Here is a 21,589-nt window from a genome sequence, read left to right as displayed (position 1 = left end):
CCGTGGGACTCGAAGACGAGACGTTCGAGACGCTCCGAACTGCCGCCGCCGCTGGCGTCGAGTTCGACGGACTCCGCCTCGAGCGAGCGGACGGCGGCTACGTCCTCGAAACGCCCATCGAGACTCGAACTGGCCTCGATCCGGACGAGTTTCGAACGGCGCTCGAGGCCGTCGACGAGTACGTCACGAACTGGCGCTACTGGCGGGAAACCGTCGGCAGCGAGGGCCAAGCGAGCCGAGCGTTCCTGCGATGGTGCGAGCGGGCACCCCTCGAGGGAAGCGCCGCCGAGAGCCAGCAAACGGAGCCGCTGTCGGTCCCGGAGCGCTACGACGCGCTTCGAAACGGCGTCGACCGAACCTGGGGCCAACTCCGGATCACCGCGCGGTTCCTCGACGTTGACGAGCCCGACGGCGTGCGCGTCTACGACCTCTGGCACGTCGAGGACGCCGACACCCCGCTCTCCGAACTCGAGGTCTACGACGAACCCAGAGAGGCTCGAGAGATCTCGACGGCCGACGACGACGGGCGCTATCGACCGCTCAAGACCGCTCCGACGCTCGCATCGGGATGGGCATTTACCGGTCTCTCGGGATCGGAACTCGTCGACGCGGTCGATTTCTTTTACCCGGCGACGATCGCCAACTGGCACCGCGAGCGCGAGGGCGACCTCGACGTCGATCACTGGGTCGATGCCGCGAAACGCCAGTCCGGCATCTACGACGTCGTCGACGAGCTACCCCGAGAGGCGCTCGAGTGGCTGACCGAGGCCTGTTGTGTCGACTCGCAGTGTCTCCGACGACGGGAGTGGGAGTACTCGGCCGACGACGAGATCGATGTCGACGGTGGGGACGGTGCCTTCCCCTGTCGAGAACCCTGCTCGCTCGTGATCGCCGCGGCCCGAAAGTGGGCAATCCTCGAGTCGGAAAGCGAGACGACCTACGAACTCGAGTTGACGACGAGCGAACTCAACCAGCTCGAGGAACTGATCGACGCGGTCGCCGACGGACGCGTCGACGGGGTCCGCGAGGCGGACGTCAACGACGGCGCGAACCGCTACCGGGCGCGCTACCTCCGTGCGAAACGCTTCGAAGACGGTTCCCTGAACGCCATCGAGTCCGACGATCAGTAGTACAAGAGCCCCGCGGCGACCACGATGCCGATCGCAACGATGAGAAATCCAACGAGGGCGACGGGGCCGCCGATCGACCCGGCGGTCAGTGCGGCGACCGCGAGGGCGATACACGCCAGCGCGACGACGCCGAGCGTGGCCGGGTTCGTACCGATGGCGTTCGATATCGACTCGAGAAGCGACGGTTCGGGTTCCGGACGATGCGGTTCGCCCAGCGAGTCGTCGACGTCGACTTCCGGAGGTCCGGGGACGACCTCGACGGCTATCCGAGCGACTTCTGCGCCGTAGCCGATCGAGATCTCGAGGGTGCCCGAGACCGGCTCGTCGACTTCGGGAACCGAGACTGGAACCAGAATCTCCTCGTCAGGTTCGACGTAGTAATTGGGTTGCTCGAGCGAGCCGACGCGGGACAGTTCGCCCTCGAGCCGGCAGTGGGCGTGCGCTGGGACGGTGTGGCCGCGGAGCCGAATCGCGAACGATCCCTCGGTCTCGATCATCCGCGAGTTCGCCTCGAGCGATTCGCCCGTCTCGCGGTTGATCTCGACGGTGAGTTCGGTCCCAGACACGGTCTCTCTCACCTACGCTGGCGTCTCTTCGCGCATGTCCGGTGGCAGCAGGTTCGGGATGCCGTCCTCGATGGGGTAGGTTTGGCCACACTCAGAGCAGACGAGGTCGCCGGAGACGACCTCCTCGCCGTCGTACTGGGCATCCTCGAGTTCCAGATCGTGTTTATCGAGCGGACAGCAGAGGATCTCAAGCAGCGACTCCTTCATAGTTGAAGGGTGTCGGCCGAGAGCAAAAGGTTTCGGGAAACCGATCGATCGGCGCGCTTGCGGGGCGACCGCGAGGGCCGAATCGGCGGGCGTTTCGACGGACACTTCTTTCGCGTCGACCCAGTAGGGCCCGATGTCAGTACTGCGCACACACCACGTCGGGATCACGGTACGGGATCTCGAGACGGTTCGTTCGTTCTACGAGCGCGTCCTCGGTCTGTCCGTCGTCGACACCTTCAGCGTCTCCGGAGCTGCCTTCGCGGCGGCCGTCGACGTGCCCAACGCGGCCGGCTCGTTCGTCCACCTCGAGTCCGAGAGCGGGGACATCAGACTCGAACTCGTCGAGTACGAACCGGAGGCGTCGGCGAGTCGGGCGGAATCGATCAATCAGCCGGGAGCGGCCCACGTCAGTTTCGCGGTCGCAGACCTCGAGGCGTTCGCAGACTCGATCCCCGACGACGCCGAGCGACTGAGCGGTCCGCAGACGACCGCGAGCGGGACGACGATCATGTTTCTTCGCGATCCGGAGGGGAACCTGATCGAGATTCTCGAGGCCTGACTCCCAAAAGAGTTCTCGACCGACTACTCGTACGGATCTTCGACGATGACGGTCTCTTCTCGGCCCGGCCCGACGCCGACCGCGTAGATCGGCGTCTCGAGTTCGTCGGCGATGTACTCGAGGTACGTGCGGGCGGCTTCGGGAATCGCGTCGTAGCCCTCGGCTGCGACCGCCGTCCAGTCGACGTCCGACCAGCCCTCGAACGTCTTCAGGGTCGCCTCACAGCGTCCCCAGGCTTCGGTGGTCGGGGGCATCGTGAGCGTTTCTTCGCCGTCGAGGCGGTAGCTGTGGCCGACCTTGACTTCCTCGAGGCCCGCGAGCACGTCGATGTGGTTGATCGCGAGGCCGGTAAAGCCGTTCGCGCGCGCAGCGTGGCGTAGCATCGGCATGTCGAGCCAGCCGACGCGGCGGGGGCGACCGGTAACGGTGCCGTACTCCCCTCCTTCGTCCCGGATGTACGTCGCCAGTTCCTCGGCGTCGCCGCCGGCACCTGTTGTAGCGTCGTAGTCCGGCGTCTGGCCGTCGACGCCGCCCAGTTCGGTCGGCAGCGGACCGGTGCCGACCCGAGAGAGGTAGGCTTTGACGATGCCGATCACGTCGCCCTGCCCGACGACGGTCGGTCCGAGGCCGCTGCCGACGCTCGCGCCGCCCGCGGTCGGATTCGAGGAGGTCACGTAAGGGTAGATTCCGTGATCGATGTCGATCGAGGTCCCCTGTGCGCCCTCGAGCATGACGTTGTCGCCGGCGTCGATCCGCTCTTGGAGGTAGGTTCCGCAGTCGACGGTCATCCCCTCCTCGGCGAGGCGCTCGCCGTACTCGCGATAGGTCTCGAAGAGATGCTCGACATCGAACTCTTCGCCGGTCTCCTTGCCGAAGACCTCCTCCGCAAGGGCTTTCTTCTGGGGGACGACGTACTCGAGGCGTTCCCGCAGCACGTCCGGCTCGAGGAGGTCGCCGATACGGACCCCGCGACGGCCCGCCTTGTCCTCGTAGGTCGGACCGATGCCGCGCTTTGTCGTCCCGGCGGCGAGATCCGCTTTTTCGTCTTCCTCGATGCCGTCGAGCGCGCGGTGGTACGGCAGGATTACGTGCGCTCGCTCGGCCACTCGAACGTCCGGATCGAGCCCGCGCTCTCGGAGCGTATCGATCTCGTCGAACAGCGTTTCGGGGTTGACCACGCAACCGTTTCCGAGAACGCCGACTTTCCCCCGGATCGCGCCGGAGGGGACGAGCGAGAGTTTGTACTTCGTGCCGTCGTGAACGACGGTGTGTCCAGCGTTGTCGCCGCCCTGATAGCGTGCGACCACGTCGACGGCGTCGCCGTAGATGTCGACGACGCCGCCCTTGCCTTCGTCGCCGAGTTGCGACCCGACGATTGTGACGGTCATAACAGCGGCGGATTCTTGCCCGGCCGATAAACAGATTACGGTATTGCCGGCGCGGATCACCGACGATGTACAGGAACGTGCGTATCTCTTCACTCCACTGGCGACGTGACCGGTTCGACCGCCCGCGTGGATCATTTTCGAGTCTCGCTGCGTGGCCACTCGAGACACGATCCACGGCGATTCAGAATCGTTCTTTCCAGCGAGACCGAACGTATCGGTGACCAATACCGAAACACGAACTGTTAACTTCTCCCAATACCCATCGGCGAGTGAACACGTTTCAGTCGGTTTCGGAGAGTAACTTTTAAAAGGCGGAAAGACAAGTTAACAAAGAGTTTCTCGATTGAGCGCGCTCTCGAGAATGTTAGTCTGCAGGATTTCGATACGCGTTGGAAAAGTTTCAGTGGTGTACCCAACAGGATCAGCGCATCCTCATTCTCCCGTCCCCTGAACGATTTCCTCGAGTAATACGACGACGCCCTTGAGAGCGACCACGACGGCGACGAAAAAGAACGCGGCCCAAGCGGCGAAGGCAAGGATAGTCGGCAGAATATCGGGGCTGGCACTGCCGATTGCGCCGAAAAACGACCCCACGCCACCGATGATCACTCCGGCGGTAATGTAGGCCGCCGCATAAATCCGAAGCCCGATATGCTCGTCCATGATGAAACAACAATCTGTTGAACAATGAACGTACCGATCAATCAATCTTCAAGAGACGAGAATACCGAGTAGGTCGATTACGACTATTTCGATCACGACACCGAAGACGGGAGTTCCAGAAGACATATTATTTCAGTATGCCAATCTAGATTCAATAATGGTGGAACGATGGCAGTATCCGTGGATCGGGTTGGCGTTGCTGACCTTCGCTCTCGGTATTGTCGGACAGATATATTATGAGATGGGAATTATCAGCCTCTATCCGGTCTTTACGGGACTCGGTATTCTCATCATTGCCGCCCGTCCGGAGAAGTTCGGATACGTGATGGCTGGACTCGGAGCACTATCTCTCGTTACCGCGGTTCTCCTCGACGGCTGGAGTCCACTCACCAGAGGAATCCTCTTTCTCGTCGGAGTCGGTACAGTTATCGGCGGAATTCGATCGCAGCAAGGTGCCGAAGCGTAGTAGTGGGATTTGCCACTTATACGAGCTCAGCAGGACTCGTTAGCCGAGAAGACGTCCAACAGAGCCCACCGCCCGTCTACCTGCACGAATGCCGCTGATCGAGAGTGTAACCCGCGCGATTCTGCAGTCATAAATCCCAATAGTATAAGTGACCACCCGACAACAAACAAGATAGAAACCGCGCTTCAATCAGCCGCGAGGGGCATGCGCTGAAATGCCCCGGGTGTCATAGCACCCGAGGCGCGGTTTCTAACCCGGATAGGGTTGAAACCATGTTTGCGTTGATTCTACCGAGATATAAACGTCTCGCACGACAGCCGTACCGTTATCAACTAGCTGGCGCGCCCAAAAAACTGCGCTCGAGGTGTCTATGAGCGACCAGTCACCGACCGAAGACGAGCGCGAACCGTCGTTTCTGCCGCGCTGTCCGCGGTGTGATACGCCAGTTACTCGAGTCACGAGTCACGGGCCGACTGAGCACATCTGCTCGCCGTGTGGCTGTCAGGTCGGTTCGCCCAATCTCTAGGTGAGTTTCGATCCTCGGTGAGCACTCGAGCGCCGGTGACCGGGTTGCTCGAGTCTTCCGGTCAGTTCGAGAGCGAAGCGAGTCAGAGTGAGTCGAGCCGTTTTCCGTTCAGTACGGTGGCCGACCCGCTTCCCGGAAGCTTTTGTAGTGAAATCGTCACAATAGAAACGATGTATCAATTGGTTCACCAATATGCGCCGAACAGTCCCGCCGGCCGAACCGCTGTCGCCATCGTCGCCGCGTTGGTTGGTGTACCAGCACTCGTAGTCGGGCTCATCGGATTGGGCAGCAACGTCGCGGCGGGGCTCCTGGTTCACCTGATCGGCATTTCGACCCTCACCATCGCAGGACAGTTGACGCGCGGAGTCGTCCGACAGGCGAACGCGGCCCCGGGAGCGAACCCGCGTGGCGAACGGGAAACGGACGAGGCGACCGAGACCCCGGTCGAAACGCTTCGCCGGCGCTATGCGAGGGGAGAGCTCAGTGACGAGGCGTTTCAACGCCGTCTCGAGCGACTTCTCGAAACCGAGGACGGAAATCAGGCTCCGCCCGACCGCGAACGAATCGTAGAGAAGTGAGTGTGGCTGCAGGGTACGGCGCTCGACAAAACTGAACCAATCGAACCGCGAACGCGGGAACGGGTCGTCTCAGAACGACAGCTGTTCCGGCGCGTACGGGCTTCCCAGCGGCGTCGGGTCGCGATCGCTGTAGCCGACGCGGCCGATCGCCTTCTTGCTCACGGCGGAGTAGACCGCAAAGCGGACCTCCTCGGAAGATTCGAATGTTTCCGAATCGAGGCGCGCGAGTACCTCCTCGACGGATTCGGAGCCGTTCGGGAGCTCGAGCGTGCGGTCCCCGTAGGCCTCGATCATTTCTTCGGTCGTCGCGGGATACTCGTGTGTGTCGATCATCTCGCCGGTGCCATTGCGCAACATTACACCCTAACCTGGGTGAACGATAATTATAAACATTGTCCATAAACGTTCTCTAGGAGGGCGGTAGAGATTATATGCCTAAGTCGTCCTAGAACACGACCGGTCCGCGGCGTCGAAGGCAAGCTCGCGGTCGTGAGAAACCGATTTAGGACCGGGGCGACTCGAAACGAGTATGCCATACGCCGATCTCCACGTCCACACGACCCGCTCGGACGGGGGAGTAGAACTCGAGGCCGTGCCCGAGGCCGCCCGCAGAAACGACGTCGAGGTCGTCGCAGTCACCGATCACGATCGACGCCAGCCCTTCGACGAACCGGTGGTCGAACGCGACGGCGTGACGATCGTCCACGGGATCGAACTCCGCGTCGAGACGGGAGACGGCTTACGCGTCGACCTGCTCGGGTACGGACTCGAGCCCACGCCGGACCTCGAGGCGATGCTCGAGGGTATCCAGACGAATCGTCGCGAGCGCGGGCGGGCGATCGTCGACTGCGTGGAGGATCGACTCGGCGTCGACCTCGGCGTCACTGTCGGGGACGGTTTTGGCCGACCGCACGTCGCTCGCGCTGTCGCGGACCACGGCGACACCGACTACGACTACGACGGGACGTTCACGGAGCTGATCGGCGGCGGCGGACCGTGTTTCGTGCCGCGGGAGATCCCGTCGTTCGAGCGCGGCCAACGGCTCCTCTCGGAGGCCGCGACGATCGTCTCGCTAGCCCATCCGCTCCGGTACCCGAATCCAGAGCGGGCCCTCGCGCTGACGGCCGACTTAGACGCCGTCGAGTTGCACTACCCCTATGGCGCTCCCGTCGATCTCGAGCCGGTCGAGCGGGCGATCGAGACCAACGCGCTTGCTGTCACCGGCGGAAGCGACGCCCACGACGACCGATTGGGCGTCGCCGGGCTGACCGCCGAAGAGTATCAGGATCTGGAAATACCAGCTTGAAACGGGATTTTCAGCCGGGAGCGGAGGCTTCAATGTCGTTCGGCCCAAACGAACGGGTATGAATTGCCACTACTGCGACCGCGAAGCCGCGTTCGCAGCCGAGTCCGACGGACTCAGAGTGGGCCTCTGTGAGGAACACTTCCGCGAGCGGTTGCAGGAACTCGCCGAGGCCGACGGCCTCGAGGCGCTCAAAGAGCGCGTGGATGTCGACCGCGCCGAGTAAGAAGAGACGAGAAAGCGAGATCGGTGTCAGGCCGTTCGGCCGGCGTCGACGTCGATCGCGTCGACGGGACAGACGTCGACACAGAGCATACAATCGATACACTGGGCTTCTTTGGTCGGCTCTGCTTTCTTGTCGCTTTCGGGGTGTCCGGGCGTGTCGACCCACGTAAAGACGTCGACCGGACAGTCCTCGAGACAAGCCCCGTCGGCGATACAGAGGTCGTAATCGACCGCGACGTGCGTGCCCCGGATGCCGAGCTCTTCGGGTTCGTCGACCGGTCCCCAGACGGCGACGCCGTTTTCCTCACCCTCCTGTTCGCGGTTTTCGTGGAACTGTGGATCAATGGCCATTGCTAACAGATCTAAATGCGAGACGCGAACTTAAATGTATGTTCCTGTACACGCAGGCGAATCGTCAGAAGGGGTAGCATTCGCTGGCGTATAGCGCAACTAACACTATCTCGAGCGACGGCTGTGAACCGACGATACACGGGCGGACCGCCCCGTCGAACGAGCGCGTTCGAGTGCCCGTTCCCGGCTCAACGTTTTTGCCAATTCGAGTTCGATAGCCCGTATGACCGCGCCCGAATCGGCCCCGCCGCGGCTGGTCTTCGACGACGACTGTGGCTTTTGTACATGGTGTGCGGAGTTCGCCGCCGAACGCGGCGAGTTCGAACTCGTCGGCTTTCGAGACCTCACGCCCGATCAACTGGCCCGACTCCCCGCGGACTACGAGGAGTGCGCCCACCTCCTCACACAGGAGGGCGTCTACTCCTGTGGCGAAGCGATCGAGGAGATCGGCACGCGACTCGAGACCCCCACCCGACACCTCGCGGTCGCCTTCCGTCGGTTTCCGGGCACCGAAGGCGCTCGAGAACCGCTCTACCGACGGGTGGCGGACAACAGGGATCTGTTCGGGCGGATCGTGAGCCGAACGCCACCCGCACGCGAGGATTGAACCGCATGTGAGGCGAAAACAGTCGTGTGAAGTGAAAATTATCGTACGAGGTGAACGGTTCCGATCGCGATGCGGGCGACAGATCGCGGCGAACGCATCCCTTTTGCGCGGCCCGACGAATGTGCAGACATGGAGCTTACTCATCGTCCGCGGCGGCTTCGCCAGGATCGAATTCGGCCGCTGGTGAGCGAAACGAGCCTCGAGCCGTCGGACCTGATCGCCCCGGTATTCGTCGACGCGACGACGAACGAACGGGTCCCGATCGAATCGATGCCGGGCCACGAGCGCGTCCCGATCGACGAGGCCGTAGCTCGCGTCGAGGAGGTCAGAGAGACCGGCGTCGAGGCCGTCATGCTGTTCGGAATCCCGCGATCGAAAGATCCCGAGGGGACGCGCGCCTGGGCCGAAGACGGCGTCGTTCAGGAGGCGACCCGGCGGATCACGAGCGAGACCGACGCGTACGTCGTCACCGACGTCTGTCTCTGTGAGTACACAGACCACGGCCACTGCGGCCCGCTCGAGGAAGAACTTCGCGGCGAGAACGGAGGCGTCGACGAGCCCGTCGCCGGCCACGAGGCGACCACGACAGTCGACAACGACGCGGCCCTCGAGCGCCTCGAGAAGATAGCGACCTCACACGCTGAAGCCGGGGCGGATATGATCGCGCCGAGTGGCATGATGGACGGCATGGTCGGGGCGATTCGCGGCGCGCTCGACGAGGCCGGGTTCGAACGCGTCCCGATCATGAGCTACGCCGCGAAGTACGAGAGCGCCTTTTACGGGCCGTTCCGCGACGCGGCGGACGGCACGCCATCCTTCGGGGACCGCCGCCACTACCAGATGGATCCCGCGAACGCCCGCGAGGCGATCCGGGAGGTCGAACTCGACGTCGAGCAGGGCGCGGACGTGCTGATGGTCAAACCGGCGCTCCCGTACCTCGATATCGTCGCCGATCTGCGTCGGGAGTTCGACCACCCCGTCGCCGCCTATAACGTCTCGGGCGAGTACGCCATGCTCCACGCCGCCGCCGAAAAGGGATGGCTCGAGCTCGAGGAAGTCGCCCTCGAGTCGCTGCTCTCGATCAAACGCGCGGGTGCCGATCTGATCCTGACCTACTTCGCCGAGGACGTCGCCACCCGACTTCAGGAGTGACACAATCGAGGCGTCCGCTCGAGCGCGATTGCGTTCCGGATCCGAAACTACAATTTTGGCGGGGAGGACACGAACGGCGGCCGTATCTGGCGATATACCCGAAAACGTGATCGAACGGAGCGTCGCACGGATCGAAGCGGCGGTTTCGATCCGACCAGTTTCGACGAACGGTCACGCGTTGTCCCGGTCACGGAGGTCGTGGCAATACCTGCCGCGCGCGGGCGGATAAAACGGGTTTCTAGCCTGCAGTGGCGTCGCAGTCTCCGTCGACCGTCGGGAGATCCGGTTGACGAATGGTCACTGTATAACCACCAGCCGAAAAATTCGGCCGTTTCAATACCCTTATACAGATTAAATCACCTCTAGATTCGGACGGATGGAACTATTACACTTGATTAATAGACGCTCGTAAACGCTAACCCTTATATTATACAGGAGCATGCACCTCAAACGTGATTTGGAGGAAAATCATGAGTGAAAATCGAGTCAAGGTGGACGAACGTATGGGGAGTTTCGGAGTAGTAAGTGTCTTGCTGTTTTCGAACTCGTCGGCGATGTGTTGGATTGTCAGATCGCCGTATCCGTGTTCACTTACGGCTTTATATGTTGCTTCCATAATGTCTCGTTTTACGGGGTCCATCTGGTCGAGATCATTTCCAATGCTCATTGATAGAGTATCCGTGTTCAAGTAGCGTGTTCCTTTCGAGTTAGTGAACGTCCTGTAGTACTCCATCGGATTGATTCTTGTCTACGTCATTCTCGGATGTATCCTCGGCAAGCGACTCATCGGTATGTGCTCGAGCGAACGAATCGAGGGTGAGCTTTGCGCCGCCAAGGACGACAGGACCGATAAAGAGACCGCTGGCTCCGAAGATGATGAGACCACCGAAGATGCCGACGACAACAATGGCGGAATTGAATGCACTAGTACGCCCAATCAGCGCAGGCCGAAGGTACGAGTCCGAGAAAGTGACAATCAGACCATAAATGACCATCGCTACGCTGGCGGCTGGTCTACCCATTCCAATCAAATAAGCCGCTGCCGGAATCCAGATCCCGAACGAACCGACCAGCGGAAGTAGTGTCAGAACGAACGTCGAAACAGTGAGGAAAACGATAGCAGGGACACCTGCGATCGCTAGTCCAACTCCAAGCATCACCGCCTGAATAGCTGCAACGGCGACGTTCCCGACGATCGAGGCCCACATGAGCTGATCTAAACTAGTTCGGAGTTCTGTCAATACCTCGTTGTCGATCGGCAATACCCACTGCAGCCATGCGACGAGTTGTTCCCCATCTCGCAATAGTGCAAAGAGGACGAACAGCGTGACGGTCAGGCCGATGAAGATACTAGGGAGATCACCGACGACAGTAATGATCTCTCTTATGATCTCTTGGAGAGTGGACGCAATCCGGTGTTGATTTGCATCATATAGTCCAACAAGATCGGCCTCGTACCCGTTGCTCTCAAGATTGACCTCGATCGTACCGAGGATCTCTTTGACCGCTTCACCGTTGGGTTGTCCCTGTCTGATCGCACGGACAAGCCGGAACGACTGTTCAACTGCAGTCACAACAATATAGATGAGCGGGAGCAGCACGACGAGTACAGTTGCTGTGACCACTACGATCGCTGTAATTGTCGGTCTGATATATTGCTCGAGGTGGTGCTGCACAGGTAACATAATATACGCGAGTACGATTCCGAAGAGGATGTACTGCAGATACGGGAGGAAAACGAACAGTGCGAGCAGACTGCTCACCAGTGCGAGTATAGTTAAGCCGAGCTGTGCGGTGACCCAGTTCGGCAAATTAGTACTATCTGTCACACATGAACTTCCATTCAACATATAAATGAATCTGGTGATACGAGGTCTTGAACACGGTCTATGTATGGCAATCGCCAGTCTTCGGGGAACTGGTGTAGCCAACGGTCCCGAAAGCCCGGAACGGTGGCATCCTTAGGTTTCGTGAACCGCCACGGGCGCGGTGGCCCGTGGCTTTCCGTGGATTAGTCGGACACACCCGCGACACCATCGGCGTGGTGACCTCTGGCGGTGTCGTGGGTCACGGTCGGCTGGGTCACACAGCCCGATGCCTGCCGTCGCAGCTTCCGCACGTTGGGAAGCGTCTTGAGAGCAGGCACATTCCTATCCAGTTTCGCCAATCCCTTCTTGGCGATGTTGATAGCCGCGTTCCGGTCAGCGTGGTCTTGCCGCCCACAATCCACGCACTTGAATCGCTTCTTGTTCCGGTTTCCACGAGTTGTATGCTCACACTCGGTGAGTGAACACGCCTGACTCGTGTATTCCGGGTTGATTTTGTCGGACGGAACCCCTTGGAACGCGGCTTTGTACGTGATGAACTCTCGAAGTTTGTGGAACGGAAGTGAGTGAAGGCGACGGTTCATCCGGGTGCCATAGTCAATCGAGTTCCGCATCTCTTTGAGGTCTTCAAAGACGATGACGGGCTTCTCGAACTGAGACACCCACTCCACGACTTGTCGAGAGACTTTGTGGAGTTGGTCGTGGACGAACCGTTCCTCTTGTTGCTCGAACGCTCGGTCGAACGACGACTTCCCGTTGTTTTGCATCCGCTTTCGCATCGTGAAATATCGATGGCGTTCCTCCTTGATTTCAGGGAAGTCGATGACCACCGAATCAACGATGTCATCATCGTTCCGAATACATAGCGCAGATCGGCCAGAGAGAGGAATAGATAATCGATTTTAACCGAGTTTTCAGACAGACAAACTTTTCTTAAATCTCAGAGGGAGCAAGTTCTATTTGATCCGAAAGACCGGTCGAAGCTAGCAACAAAGGGTCGACCGATGGTGGCACACTCTTATCACTCGCCGAGCAATTATCGTCTGTATGGATCCGACCGAATTTCTTCAGGGAAGTACAGTCAGGATATCGGAGGAAACATATGCAGTCTGCCGGACCGATCATAGCCATCCTGCTGCGTTTGCAACCGTTGAGGACGAAACTGAGACGACAGTGGTCGTCGAACACGATGATGTTGGCAGTGTCGATGCCAGTGCGGTCGAGTCCGGGTGGAAACGCCTGACGTTCGAGATGGATCTGCCATTCGAACTCGTTGGATTCCTGGCGACGGTTGCGACAGCGCTTGCTGAGGCAGATGTCTCGGTGTTTGTCCTCTCGTCGTACACGACTGACCACGTATTCGTAAAAGAGAACGACCTCGACGCTGCTGTTCCACAACTTGAACAGTTGGGCTGTGACGTCACTAACTAATGGCGACAGTCAGTGAACCAATCGGTACCTTTACACTGAACTCATCTTCTGTAATCATCACGCCGTTTCTGGGAGCTATCGGAGAGGTAGATGGCTGCTCTGGTAACGACTCCGTCTGTACTTCCGCTTGTCGAGTAGTCATACGGGATATCCGAACTGTTCTACGACACTCTCTAGTCGGGGCAATCGCGCAGATTCGGGTACGCTCGAGACATCCCCATGCCAGTTTCAATCGGCGTATCCGCATGGATTTCCGTTATCTCCGCCACGAACGCGACCAGGACGAAACGGACGGCTCGAGCGAAATCCCCGCCTTGGGAATTCGTGGCAGACTGTGTTAGCGGTGCCCCGCGTGGGATCGGGTGGCCCGAAACGGGCCAGACTGCGGGCGATCCCTACCCACGCTCAACACGAGACCGTGAGACCGTTCGAGCGAATACCATGGGTTTCTACCCGGAGACGGACCACCATCACCGTTTCCGGGCACGCTTCGTGACTGTGAGCGCAGTCGCTGGCTCGAGGATCGGTTCCAAGTCGTGCTCAATTCGGCGCACGAGCGGATCGGTAGATGACGGATGAGGTGAATAGCAGAACGTATTCTCGAGCGCTCAAAAGCCGGGCATCAGTTCCGCGGGTCCGAAGACGCCGTACTCGCCGGCCCGGTTTCGGCGGACGGCGGTTTTCAGATAGCCGATCGCCGGCCCGTTGACGTTCGCCGCCATGCTCGTGGCGTCGTCGAGTTCGAACGTGTTCGTCCCCGTCTCGCCGTCGAACGTGGTACCGGTCACCGAGACGGTCGTCGTCGTCGGCTTCTCGTCGCGTTCGACATCGAGGATTCCCCCGACGGTCACGTCCTCGGCGTCACAGATTCCCGCTCGCTCGAGAAGGACATCGTCCGCGTGCTCCATATCATCGAACTCGAGGACGCCGTCGTGGTCGTCGATGACGGCCTCGATTTCGTCCTCGGAGAGCGTCCGGGCGGTGTCGATGTCGTACTCTGGCAGGTGGGCGATGTCCTCGCGGACGGTGCCGCGATTGTCCTCGTAGCCCGATTTCAGGCCGACGCCCCACCAGATGTCGACCGATTCGACCTCGACGAACGACTGGGCGGCAAGCGCCGCCGCGCCGGTGAGAAAGCCGGGCGTCGCACCGGCACCGCAGACGAACGTGATTCCGGCGTCCTCGAACGCTTCCTCGCGCTCGTCGAGCATTCCGATGACTCGGGAGCGTTTGAGCACGTCGACCAACACGCCGGCGTATCCGCCCGCCACGAACCGATCCGCGACCCGCGGGATGAAGTCGTGTTCGTAGTTCGGCAGTGCCAGCAGGACGGCGTCGATACCGTCGCCGTGATCGATGATCTCCTGAATCGGATCCTCGGACGGACGGGCCTGCGCGGAGGCGACGACGCCCGCGTTCTCGCCGTGTTGTTTGACGCCGGACGACGCCGCCGCGCCGCCGTCAGTCTCGAGGTCGTCATCTCTGGACGCGTCAGTTCCTCGTGGCGCATCAGTTCCCGGTCCGCTGTCGATGTTTCCTTCCGTCGCCTCGAGCAGTTCCTCGACGTCCAACCCGTCGAAGTCCATCGCGACGCCGTGGCGGTCACACGCCGCGACCGGCGTGAGCCCGTCTTTGTGTTGGCTCACCTCGAGCGTTCGTCGACCGATTCCTCCCGTTCCGAGCACCGCAAACGTGGTATCGTTCATTGCTGATCGTGTCGTGAAGTCGGTCATCTCTCAGTCGTCAGTAATCGCTTCGTCACCGATGGTCGCTTAGTCGTCACTCGATTCCGCGTTGGCACTGCCTGCGTTGCCGGCTGCTTCAGTGGCCGTTCCCGCCGCCGTCTCCGCCGGCGATTCTGCCGCCGCCCGCCGACCTCGAGCCTTCACCGCCTCCGGATCGAATTCGTTGACGGACTGATTCGGCTCGAGGCCCGCCCGTTCGATGATCTCGATATCGTCGCCGGCCGACTGCCCCTCGGTCGTCAGATAATCGCCGGTGAGTAGGCCGTCAGCGCCCGCCTCGAGGGGCAGGTGTTGTTCGTCGGGCTCGAGGTTGACCTCGCGCCCGCCCGTCAGCCGAACGCGCGATTCGGGGTGGAGCAGTTTGTAGACCGCGACGGTCTTGACGATCTCCGCCGTGCTGATTTCGACGCCCCGCTCGGCCAGCGGGGTCCCCGCGACCGGGTTCAGAACGTTGACCGGCAGCGACGAGATGCCGATGTCCTGGAGCGCGACGGCTGCATCGACGCGGTCGGCCGGCGTCTCGCCCATCCCGAGGATGACGCCCGCACAGAGGTCCATTCCCGCCTCTTTTGCGACCTCGAGGGTGTGTACCCGATCCTCGAAGCTGTGGGAGTCGACGATTTCGGGGAAGTACCGCGGCGAGGTCTCGATGTTGTGATTGTAGTGGTTGATCCCCTCTGCGGCGAGTATTTCGGCTTCTTCGGGCGTGAGGATCCCCAGCGAGGCGTCGACCTCGAGGTCGCACTCCTCGCGGACGAGGCGGATCGACTCGAGGACCTCCGTCCACTCCTCGGGACGGTGTTCCTTCGAGACGCCGCGTTCGGCGACCACGATGCCGAAGCGCTGTGCGCCGTCGCGCTCGGCACGTTTTGCGGCCTCGAGAATTTTTTCGGGACCGAGAAAGCCGTAGGTGTCGATGCCGGTGTCGAAGTGGACTGACTGGGCACAAAAGCCACAGTCCTCGGCGCAGTTGCCCGCCTTCGCGTTGACGATCGAGCAGGCGTCGACGGTGCCGTCGCCGAAGTGATCCCGGACGGCGGCCCCCGCCTCCGCGAGCGGTTCGACCGGCTGTGCCATAAGCGCCAGTCCGTCGGTCCGATCGAGGCGTTCGCCGGCGAACACCCGCTCGAGCGCGTCGTCGATCGTCCGGTTGGTCGTCTCGTAAACCACGCTAGCTAACGCAGTTACTGAACTATAATTCTTGGGGACAGTCGTTCTCGGCGTTCAATTCCGCCCAGTGCTCGCCGAATCGGCGGCCTACTCTCTACGGGGCCGGTACTATACGAGTCCTTCACATCGGGGCTACTATGAACGTTCGCGGATCCCTCTCAGAAGAGACGATACAACAGTTCCTCTCGACGCAAACGATCCCGATCCGACTGGGCTGTCAAACGCCCGCAGGGACGCCGTGGATGCTCTCGATGTGGTATCGCCCTCGCGTGCTCGAGAACGACGGAAGTTCGGAGTGGGTCCTCGAGTGTGCGACTGGGAAAGGGGCGAAGGTCGTCACGTACCTGACCGAGACCCCAGAACTCTCGTTCGAGGTGTCGACGAACCACCCGCCGTACAGAGGCGTCCGTGGGTGGGGAACGGCGACCATCGAACCCGATCCCGAAATGAGCGTCCTCCGGTCGCTCGTTGAGCGGTACCTCGGGGGGACGGACTCGAAACTCGCACAGGACCTGCTCGACGAGGACCGTGACGAGGTGACGATCAGCATCGAACCCGCGACGGTCTACGGGTGGGATTTTTCGAATCGAATGCGTGACGTGGCGAGCGGTCCCGAAACGAGGGGATAGTTGCTCGACTGTGGTGAGTCGATTGTGAGACTGGCTTACTCGTGGCTTCGGGTTCGTTCGAGACACTGGTCAAAAATCGCGATGCCGAAACGTCCCGTGACGCCGAAACGCCTCGCAACGCCGAAACGCCGTTCGATTATTAGAGGAAGCTCTCGACGTGTTCCGCGACTTCTTCGGGCGTGTCGCCGACCGGAACGCCGGCGTCGTTGAGCGCGTTGATCTTGCTCTCTGCGGTGCCGGTTCCGGAGCCGGAAACGATCGCGCCGGCGTGGCCCATGCGTTTCCCCGGCGGAGCCGTTCGGCCGGCGATGAAGCCAGCGACGGGCGTATCGACGTGTTCGTCGATGTAGGCCGCTGCTTCCTCCTCGTCCTCGCCGCCGATCTCGCCGCACATGGCGATTGCCTTCGTGTCCGGATCGTTCTCGAACAGCTCGAGGGCGTCGACGAAGTCGGTGCCGATGATCGGGTCGCCGCCGATACCGATCGCGGTGGTCTGGCCGATACCGCGGCTGGTGAGGCTGTCGACGACCTGGTAGGTCAGCGTGCCCGAACGAGAGACGAGCCCAACGTCGCCCGAGGCGAAGATGTTGCCCGGCAGGATGCCGAGTTTTGCCTCTCCGGGGGTGATGAGGCCGGGACAGTTCGGGCCGATGAGCCGCGTGTCAGTCTCCGTGAGTCGCTTGTTCACGCGAGCCATGTCCTGAGTCGGAATGCCCTCGGTGATCGCGACCGCGAGGTCGAGGTCGGTGTCGAGCGACTCGAAGATGGCGTCGCCCGCGAACGCCGGCGGGACGAAGATGACAGAGGTGTCCGCGTTTTCTTCCTCGACGGCTTCGTGGACCGTATCGTAGACCGGAACGCCGGCAGCCTCCTGCCCGCCTTTGCCGGGAACCGCACCGGCGACGACGTTCGTTCCGTACTCCATCATCTGTTCGGCGTGGAACTTGCCTTCCCCGCCGGTGATGCCCTGTACCACCACGCGCGTGTCGTCGTCGACTAGTACACTCATGCTTCCACCTCGTCAGCGTATTCGACGGCACGCTGGACCGCGTCCTCGAGGGTCTGTTCGACCGTCACGAGGTCTTCGTTGAGAATTTCCATGCCTTCCTCCCAGTTGGTCCCGGCCAGTCGGACGACGACCGGCTTCGGGATCTCGTCGAACTGCTCTAAGGCCTCGTTGATCCCCTTGGCGACCTCGTCGCCGCGGGTGATGCCCCCGAAGATGTTGAACACGACCGAGTCGACGTTCTCGTCGGAGAACACCATGTCGAGCGCGTTCGCGATCCGGTCGGCCTTCGCGCCGCCGCCGACGTCGAGGAAGTTGGCGGGCTCGCCGCCGTAGTGGTCCACGAGGTCGAGGGTGGTCATCACGAGACCGGCACCGTTGCCGATGATTCCCGTGTTACCCTCGAGTCGGACGTAATCGAAGTCGTACTCGTCCGCCTTTTGCTCTAAGGCGTCGCCGGTCGCCGCCTCCTCTTCCATCTCGGCGAGTTCGGGCTGGCGGAACAGCGCGTCCTCGTCGATGTTCATCACGGCGTCGGCCGCGATGACCTCGTCGTCGCTGGTGACCATCAGCGGGTTGATCTCCGCGTCGGAGCCGTCCCGATCCGACCAGAGCTGGTAGAGCGTCGTGAGGACGCTCGAGACATCGCGTGCGATGTCGCTGTCGACACCGGCGTCGTAGACCGCCTTGCGAGCCTGGTAGGGATGCATCCCGAAGGAGGGATCGATGTGTTCGCGCGCGATGGCTTCCGGCGTTTCCTCGGCGACGGCTTCGATGTCGACGCCGCCTTTGGTCGAGACCATCGCGACGGGTTTGCCCTCGCCCCGATCCATGGTGATGCCGACGTAGAGTTCGTCCGTGAAGTCGACCGCTTCCTCGACCAGAACCCGATCCACGTGGTAGCCCTTGAGGTCCATCCCGAGGATGGAGTCGGCGGCGTCGCGGGCTTCCGCTTCGTCGTCCGCGAGTTTGATGCCCCCCGCCTTCCCGCGGCCACCGACCTGTACCTGCGCTTTGACCGCGACTGGGTATCCAATCTCCTCGGCCGCGGCGACGACGCCGTCGACGTCGGAGGCGAGTGTCGACTCCGGCGTCGGAACTCCGGCGTCGGCGAAGACTTGCTTCGCCTGATACTCGTGTAGCTTCATGTCCGTTTGAACGGCTGTTCCCACGTCGCTTAAATCATGGCAGTTTCCACTCGCGAGAGCCGTTGCCCTGTCACGCACCACCGTAATTCACCTTTCGGATGGTTTCCGGAATTCGACGAGACCTCCTTTGGAAGAATCCACATTCAAACCCGGTTACGAGGAACGTTCGTGGATTTTAGCAGCCTGCACTACGGTTTGAATAATGCTACCAATTCACTTAGTTATCGTCATAATACGCGCCTAATATGACACTACCGGGTGACGGAACTGCGTGCAATGTCTTTTCCGCCACCTCGATCCCTTCCGGCGATTTTTCGGCGAAAGATATAAATACTATCGTGCCTAACTTAGGGTTAGTTACAATGGATACAGCCCAATTAACGAGCGACCAACTCGCTCGCAAATACGAGTACGACGATGGGTCGGTCATCGCGGTCGACCTCGGCACCGCCGTGCCGGAGCCGTCGATCGACGTCGTCGACGGTACCGTCATCGTCGTCGCCGACGACGAGCACTACGAGTTCGACCTACCAGTCGAACGGACGGATGCGCACACGTTTATCAAAAACGGCGTGCTCACTATCGAACTGGAGGACAACGCATGAAGCTCACCGTCAAACCCCTCAAGCAAAAAGACGCAGGCCGCGGGCTCGCAGCGATCGACCGCGTCTCGATGAGCGAGCTCGGCCTCGAGAACGGAGACTACATCACGATCGACGGCAAGGGCGACGGCCAGTCGGTCGCCCGCGTCTGGCCCGGCTACCCCGAAGACGAAGGGCGAAACGTCGTCCGGATCGACGGGCGATTACGCCAGGAGGCGAACGTCGGGATCGACGACACCGTCACCGTCGAGAAGGCGGACGTCAAACCCGCGACGGGCGTCACTGTCGCGCTCCCACAAAACCTCCGCATCCGGGGCGACATCGGGCCGCTCGTCCGGGACAAGCTGAGCGGTCAAGCCGTCACCGAGGGACAGACGGTGCCGTTCTCGCTGTCATTCGGACCGATGTCCAGTTCGGGTCAGTCGGTCCCCCTGAAGATCGCGAGCACCTCGCCGTCGGGCACGGTCGTCATCACCGATTCGACCGAGATCGAGATCTCCGAGACCCCCGCAGAGCAGATCTCGTCCGGACCGGGCGGAACGTCCGAGGGCGTTCCGGACGTGACCTACGAGGACATCGGCGGTCTCGACGAGGAACTCGATCAGGTGCGCGAGATGATCGAGCTGCCGATGCGCCACCCCGAGCTGTTCCAGCAACTCGGCATCGAGCCGCCGAAAGGCGTCCTCCTGCACGGGCCGCCGGGCACCGGGAAGACGCTGATGGCGAAGGCGGTCGCCAACGAGATCGACGCCTACTTCGAGACGATCTCCGGCCCGGAGATCATGTCGAAGTACTACGGGGAGTCAGAAGAACAGCTCCGGGAGGTCTTCGAGGAGGCAGAGGAGAACACGCCGGCGATCATCTTCATCGACGAACTCGACTCGATCGCCGCAAAGCGCGAGGAAGCCGGCGGTGACGTGGAACGACGCGTCGTCGCACAGCTGCTCTCGTTGATGGACGGTCTCGAGGAGCGCGGACAGGTCACCGTCATCGCGGCGACCAACCGCATCGACGACATCGACCCCGCGCTCCGTCGCGGCGGTCGCTTCGACCGCGAGATCGAGATCGGCGTCCCGGACAAACAGGGCCGCAAGGAGATCCTGCAGGTCCACACCCGCGGGATGCCGCTCTCGGACTCGGTCGACTTAGAGCACTACTCCGCGAACACCCACGGCTTCGTCGGCGCGGACCTCGAGAGCCTCGCCCGCGAGAGCGCGATGAACGCGCTTCGCCGAATTCGGCCCGAGCTAGACCTCGAGTCGGACGAGATCGACGCGGACGTCCTCGAGAGCCTGCAGGTTACCGAACGGGACTTCAAAGAGGCGCTCAAGGGCATCCAGCCCTCGGCGCTTCGAGAGGTCTTCGTCGAGGTTCCGGACGTCACCTGGAACGACGTCGGCGGACTGGGTGACACCAAAGAACGGCTTCGAGAGACCATCCAGTGGCCGCTCGACTACCCCGACGTGTTCGAGGCGATGGACATGGAGGCCGCGAAAGGCGTCCTGATGTTCGGGCCGCCCGGGACGGGCAAGACGCTGCTCGCGAAGGCGGTCGCCAACGAGGCGGAGTCGAACTTCATCTCGATCAAAGGCCCCGAACTGCTCAACAAGTACGTCGGCGAATCCGAGAAGGGCGTCCGAGAGGTCTTCGAGAAGGCGCGGTCGAACGCACCGACCGTGATCTTCTTCGACGAAATCGACTCCATCGCCGGCGAACGCGGCGGCAACACCACCGACTCGGGCGTCGGCGAGCGCGTCGTCAGCCAGCTGCTGACCGAACTCGACGGCCTCGAGGAACTCGAGGACGTGGTCGTCATCGCGACGACCAACCGACCGGATCTGATCGATAGCGCCCTGCTCCGGCCGGGCCGTCTCGACAGGCACGTCCACGTTCCCGTCCCCGACGAGGAGGGCCGCGAACGGATCTTCGAGGTCCACACGCGCGACAAACCGCTGGCGGACGCGGTCGACCTCGAGTGGCTCGCCGCCGAGACGGAGGGCTACGTCGGTGCCGACATCGAGGCCGTCTGCCGCGAGGCCTCGATGGCCGCCAGCCGCGAGTTCATCAACTCGGTCGATCCCGACGAGATGGCAGAGAGCATCGGCAACGTTCGAATCGGCCGCGAACACTTCGAGCACGCCCTCGAGGAGGTCCAGCCGAGCGTGACCCCCGAGACGCGAGAGCGCTACGAGGAGCTCGAAGACGAGTTCCAGCAGGCCGAACCCAGCGGCGAAAGCGACCAGCTGGGTCGGACCTTCCAGTAAGCCGCTCGATCGCGGTTCACGTTTTTCCGCAGTTCACGTTTTCCTGC

The 21,589-nt window shown here is 61.6% G+C and carries 24 protein-coding genes and 2 pseudogenes; 13 read left to right on the top strand and 13 right to left on the bottom strand.

What is annotated here, in order from left to right; genetic code table 11:
* Positions 1-2: 2 nt before the first annotated feature.
* On the top strand, positions 3-1,130 hold the full coding sequence (locus EL22_RS12610) for a DR2241 family protein (RefSeq protein WP_050051837.1): 1,128 nt from the start codon (positions 3-5) through the stop codon (positions 1,128-1,130).
* On the opposite strand, the gene EL22_RS12605 is transcribed toward EL22_RS12610, so the two are convergent.
* The gene (locus EL22_RS12605) at positions 1,124-1,696 is read right to left on the bottom strand and encodes a hypothetical protein (protein ID WP_050051894.1); all 573 of its coding nucleotides are present in this window, start codon (positions 1,694-1,696) and stop codon (positions 1,124-1,126) included. The two genes, EL22_RS12610 and EL22_RS12605, sit on opposite strands and share 7 nt — an antisense overlap.
* Positions 1,697-1,708: 12 nt before the next feature.
* Entirely contained in the window at positions 1,709-1,903 is a 195-nt protein-coding gene (locus tag EL22_RS12600; protein ID WP_050051836.1) for a methytransferase partner Trm112, read from the bottom strand.
* A 133-nt stretch (positions 1,904-2,036) separates the two neighbouring features.
* On the opposite strand from EL22_RS12600, the gene EL22_RS12595 reads away from it, so the two are divergent.
* A complete protein-coding gene (locus EL22_RS12595; protein WP_050051835.1) occupies positions 2,037-2,462 on the top strand; it encodes a VOC family protein in 426 nt (141 codons plus the stop codon).
* A 23-nt stretch (positions 2,463-2,485) separates the two neighbouring features.
* On the opposite strand, the gene EL22_RS12590 is transcribed toward EL22_RS12595, so the two are convergent.
* Both EL22_RS12590 and EL22_RS12585 read right to left on the bottom strand, forming a co-directional pair.
* Entirely contained in the window at positions 2,486-3,850 is a 1,365-nt protein-coding gene (locus EL22_RS12590) for an adenylosuccinate synthase (RefSeq protein WP_050051893.1), read from the bottom strand.
* 432 nt (positions 3,851-4,282) lie between these two features.
* Entirely contained in the window at positions 4,283-4,513 is a 231-nt protein-coding gene (locus tag EL22_RS12585) for a hypothetical protein (protein WP_050051834.1), read from the bottom strand.
* Positions 4,514-4,670: 157 nt separating this feature from the next.
* Here EL22_RS12585 and EL22_RS12580 point away from each other — a divergent pair, with 157 nt between their 5' ends.
* The 3 genes from EL22_RS12580 (at position 4,671) to EL22_RS18095 (ending at position 6,083) form a co-directional block, all read left to right on the top strand.
* A complete protein-coding gene (locus EL22_RS12580) occupies positions 4,671-4,979 on the top strand; it encodes a hypothetical protein (RefSeq protein ID WP_050051833.1) in 309 nt (102 codons plus the stop codon).
* Between the two features lie 370 nt (positions 4,980-5,349).
* Positions 5,350-5,505, top strand: a complete 156-nt coding sequence (locus EL22_RS18100; protein ID WP_197075900.1) for a hypothetical protein — start codon at positions 5,350-5,352, stop codon at positions 5,503-5,505.
* Between the two features lie 170 nt (positions 5,506-5,675).
* Positions 5,676-6,083 carry an SHOCT domain-containing protein gene (locus EL22_RS18095; protein WP_050051892.1) on the top strand — a complete coding sequence of 136 codons (408 nt, stop codon included), beginning with the start codon at positions 5,676-5,678 and terminating at the stop codon, positions 6,081-6,083.
* Positions 6,084-6,152: 69 nt separating this feature from the next.
* Here EL22_RS18095 and EL22_RS12570 read toward each other — a convergent pair whose 3' ends face one another.
* Positions 6,153-6,440 (bottom strand): hypothetical protein, encoded by a 288-nt coding sequence (locus EL22_RS12570; protein WP_050051832.1) that lies wholly within the window; start codon positions 6,438-6,440, stop codon positions 6,153-6,155.
* 172 nt (positions 6,441-6,612) lie between these two features.
* Between EL22_RS12570 and EL22_RS12565 the strand changes: the two genes are divergently transcribed.
* Positions 6,613-7,389 carry a PHP domain-containing protein gene (locus EL22_RS12565; RefSeq protein WP_050051831.1) on the top strand — a complete coding sequence of 259 codons (777 nt, stop codon included), beginning with the start codon at positions 6,613-6,615 and terminating at the stop codon, positions 7,387-7,389.
* 58 nt (positions 7,390-7,447) lie between these two features.
* Positions 7,448-7,612, top strand: coding sequence for a DUF6757 family protein (locus tag EL22_RS18090; RefSeq protein ID WP_197075899.1), 165 nt, complete (start codon positions 7,448-7,450; stop codon positions 7,610-7,612).
* Between the two features lie 26 nt (positions 7,613-7,638).
* Here the strand turns inward: EL22_RS18090 and EL22_RS12560 are convergent, their stop codons facing one another.
* A complete protein-coding gene (locus tag EL22_RS12560) occupies positions 7,639-7,962 on the bottom strand; it encodes a ferredoxin family protein (protein WP_050051830.1) in 324 nt (107 codons plus the stop codon).
* 223 nt (positions 7,963-8,185) lie between these two features.
* Between EL22_RS12560 and EL22_RS12555 the strand changes: the two genes are divergently transcribed.
* Both EL22_RS12555 and hemB read left to right on the top strand, forming a co-directional pair.
* Positions 8,186-8,569, top strand: coding sequence for a thiol-disulfide oxidoreductase DCC family protein (locus EL22_RS12555; protein ID WP_050051829.1), 384 nt, complete (start codon positions 8,186-8,188; stop codon positions 8,567-8,569).
* A gap of 129 nt (positions 8,570-8,698) precedes the next feature.
* The gene (gene hemB, locus EL22_RS12550) at positions 8,699-9,721 is read left to right on the top strand and encodes a porphobilinogen synthase (RefSeq protein WP_050051828.1); all 1,023 of its coding nucleotides are present in this window, start codon (positions 8,699-8,701) and stop codon (positions 9,719-9,721) included.
* 523 nt (positions 9,722-10,244) lie between these two features.
* Here hemB and EL22_RS18530 read toward each other — a convergent pair.
* The 3 genes and pseudogenes from EL22_RS18530 to EL22_RS12535 all read right to left on the bottom strand — a co-directional run.
* A pseudogene (locus EL22_RS18530) lies at positions 10,245-10,388 on the bottom strand (TetR/AcrR family transcriptional regulator); the annotation flags it as partial.
* Positions 10,389-10,428: 40 nt separating this feature from the next.
* A complete protein-coding gene (locus tag EL22_RS12540) occupies positions 10,429-11,550 on the bottom strand; it encodes an AI-2E family transporter (protein ID WP_050051891.1) in 1,122 nt (373 codons plus the stop codon).
* 182 nt (positions 11,551-11,732) lie between these two features.
* A pseudogene (locus EL22_RS12535) lies at positions 11,733-12,395 on the bottom strand (RNA-guided endonuclease InsQ/TnpB family protein); the annotation flags it as partial.
* 199 nt (positions 12,396-12,594) lie between these two features.
* On the opposite strand from EL22_RS12535, the gene EL22_RS12530 reads away from it, so the two are divergent.
* Positions 12,595-12,978, top strand: coding sequence for an ACT domain-containing protein (locus EL22_RS12530; protein WP_050051825.1), 384 nt, complete (start codon positions 12,595-12,597; stop codon positions 12,976-12,978).
* 608 nt (positions 12,979-13,586) lie between these two features.
* On the opposite strand, the gene EL22_RS12525 is transcribed toward EL22_RS12530, so the two are convergent.
* Together EL22_RS12525 and bioB are read right to left on the bottom strand one after the other, a co-directional pair.
* Positions 13,587-14,684: a hypothetical protein gene (locus EL22_RS12525; RefSeq protein WP_050051890.1), complete on the bottom strand. Its 1,098-nt coding sequence runs from the start codon at positions 14,682-14,684 to the stop codon at positions 13,587-13,589.
* A gap of 66 nt (positions 14,685-14,750) precedes the next feature.
* Positions 14,751-15,893 (bottom strand): biotin synthase BioB, encoded by a 1,143-nt coding sequence (gene bioB, locus EL22_RS12520; protein ID WP_050051824.1) that lies wholly within the window; start codon positions 15,891-15,893, stop codon positions 14,751-14,753.
* A gap of 137 nt (positions 15,894-16,030) precedes the next feature.
* Here bioB and EL22_RS12515 point away from each other — a divergent pair, with 137 nt between their 5' ends.
* Positions 16,031-16,522 carry a pyridoxamine 5'-phosphate oxidase gene (locus EL22_RS12515; RefSeq protein WP_050051823.1) on the top strand — a complete coding sequence of 164 codons (492 nt, stop codon included), beginning with the start codon at positions 16,031-16,033 and terminating at the stop codon, positions 16,520-16,522.
* A 139-nt stretch (positions 16,523-16,661) separates the two neighbouring features.
* On the opposite strand, the gene sucD is transcribed toward EL22_RS12515, so the two are convergent.
* Positions 16,662-17,531 carry a succinate--CoA ligase subunit alpha gene (gene sucD / locus EL22_RS12510; RefSeq protein ID WP_050051822.1) on the bottom strand — a complete coding sequence of 290 codons (870 nt, stop codon included), beginning with the start codon at positions 17,529-17,531 and terminating at the stop codon, positions 16,662-16,664.
* The gene (sucC, locus tag EL22_RS12505; RefSeq protein ID WP_050051821.1) at positions 17,528-18,676 is read right to left on the bottom strand and encodes an ADP-forming succinate--CoA ligase subunit beta; all 1,149 of its coding nucleotides are present in this window, start codon (positions 18,674-18,676) and stop codon (positions 17,528-17,530) included. The genes sucD and sucC overlap by 4 nt, the downstream gene beginning before the upstream one ends.
* A gap of 362 nt (positions 18,677-19,038) precedes the next feature.
* Here sucC and EL22_RS12500 point away from each other — a divergent pair, with 362 nt between their 5' ends.
* Together EL22_RS12500 and EL22_RS12495 are read left to right on the top strand one after the other, a co-directional pair.
* Complete coding sequence (locus EL22_RS12500) at positions 19,039-19,281, top strand: hypothetical protein (protein WP_050051820.1); 243 nt, start codon at positions 19,039-19,041, stop codon at positions 19,279-19,281.
* Entirely contained in the window at positions 19,278-21,542 is a 2,265-nt protein-coding gene (locus EL22_RS12495; protein ID WP_050051819.1) for a CDC48 family AAA ATPase, read from the top strand. The genes EL22_RS12500 and EL22_RS12495 overlap by 4 nt, the downstream gene beginning before the upstream one ends.
* Positions 21,543-21,589 lie beyond the last annotated feature (47 nt).

The sequence above is a fragment of the Halostagnicola sp. A56 genome, assembly GCF_000691505.1.
GTDB lineage: Archaea > Halobacteriota > Halobacteria > Halobacteriales > Natrialbaceae > Halostagnicola.
The sequence above is the reverse complement of the archived record's forward strand: the minus strand, read 5'-3'. Positions and strand labels throughout refer to the sequence as shown.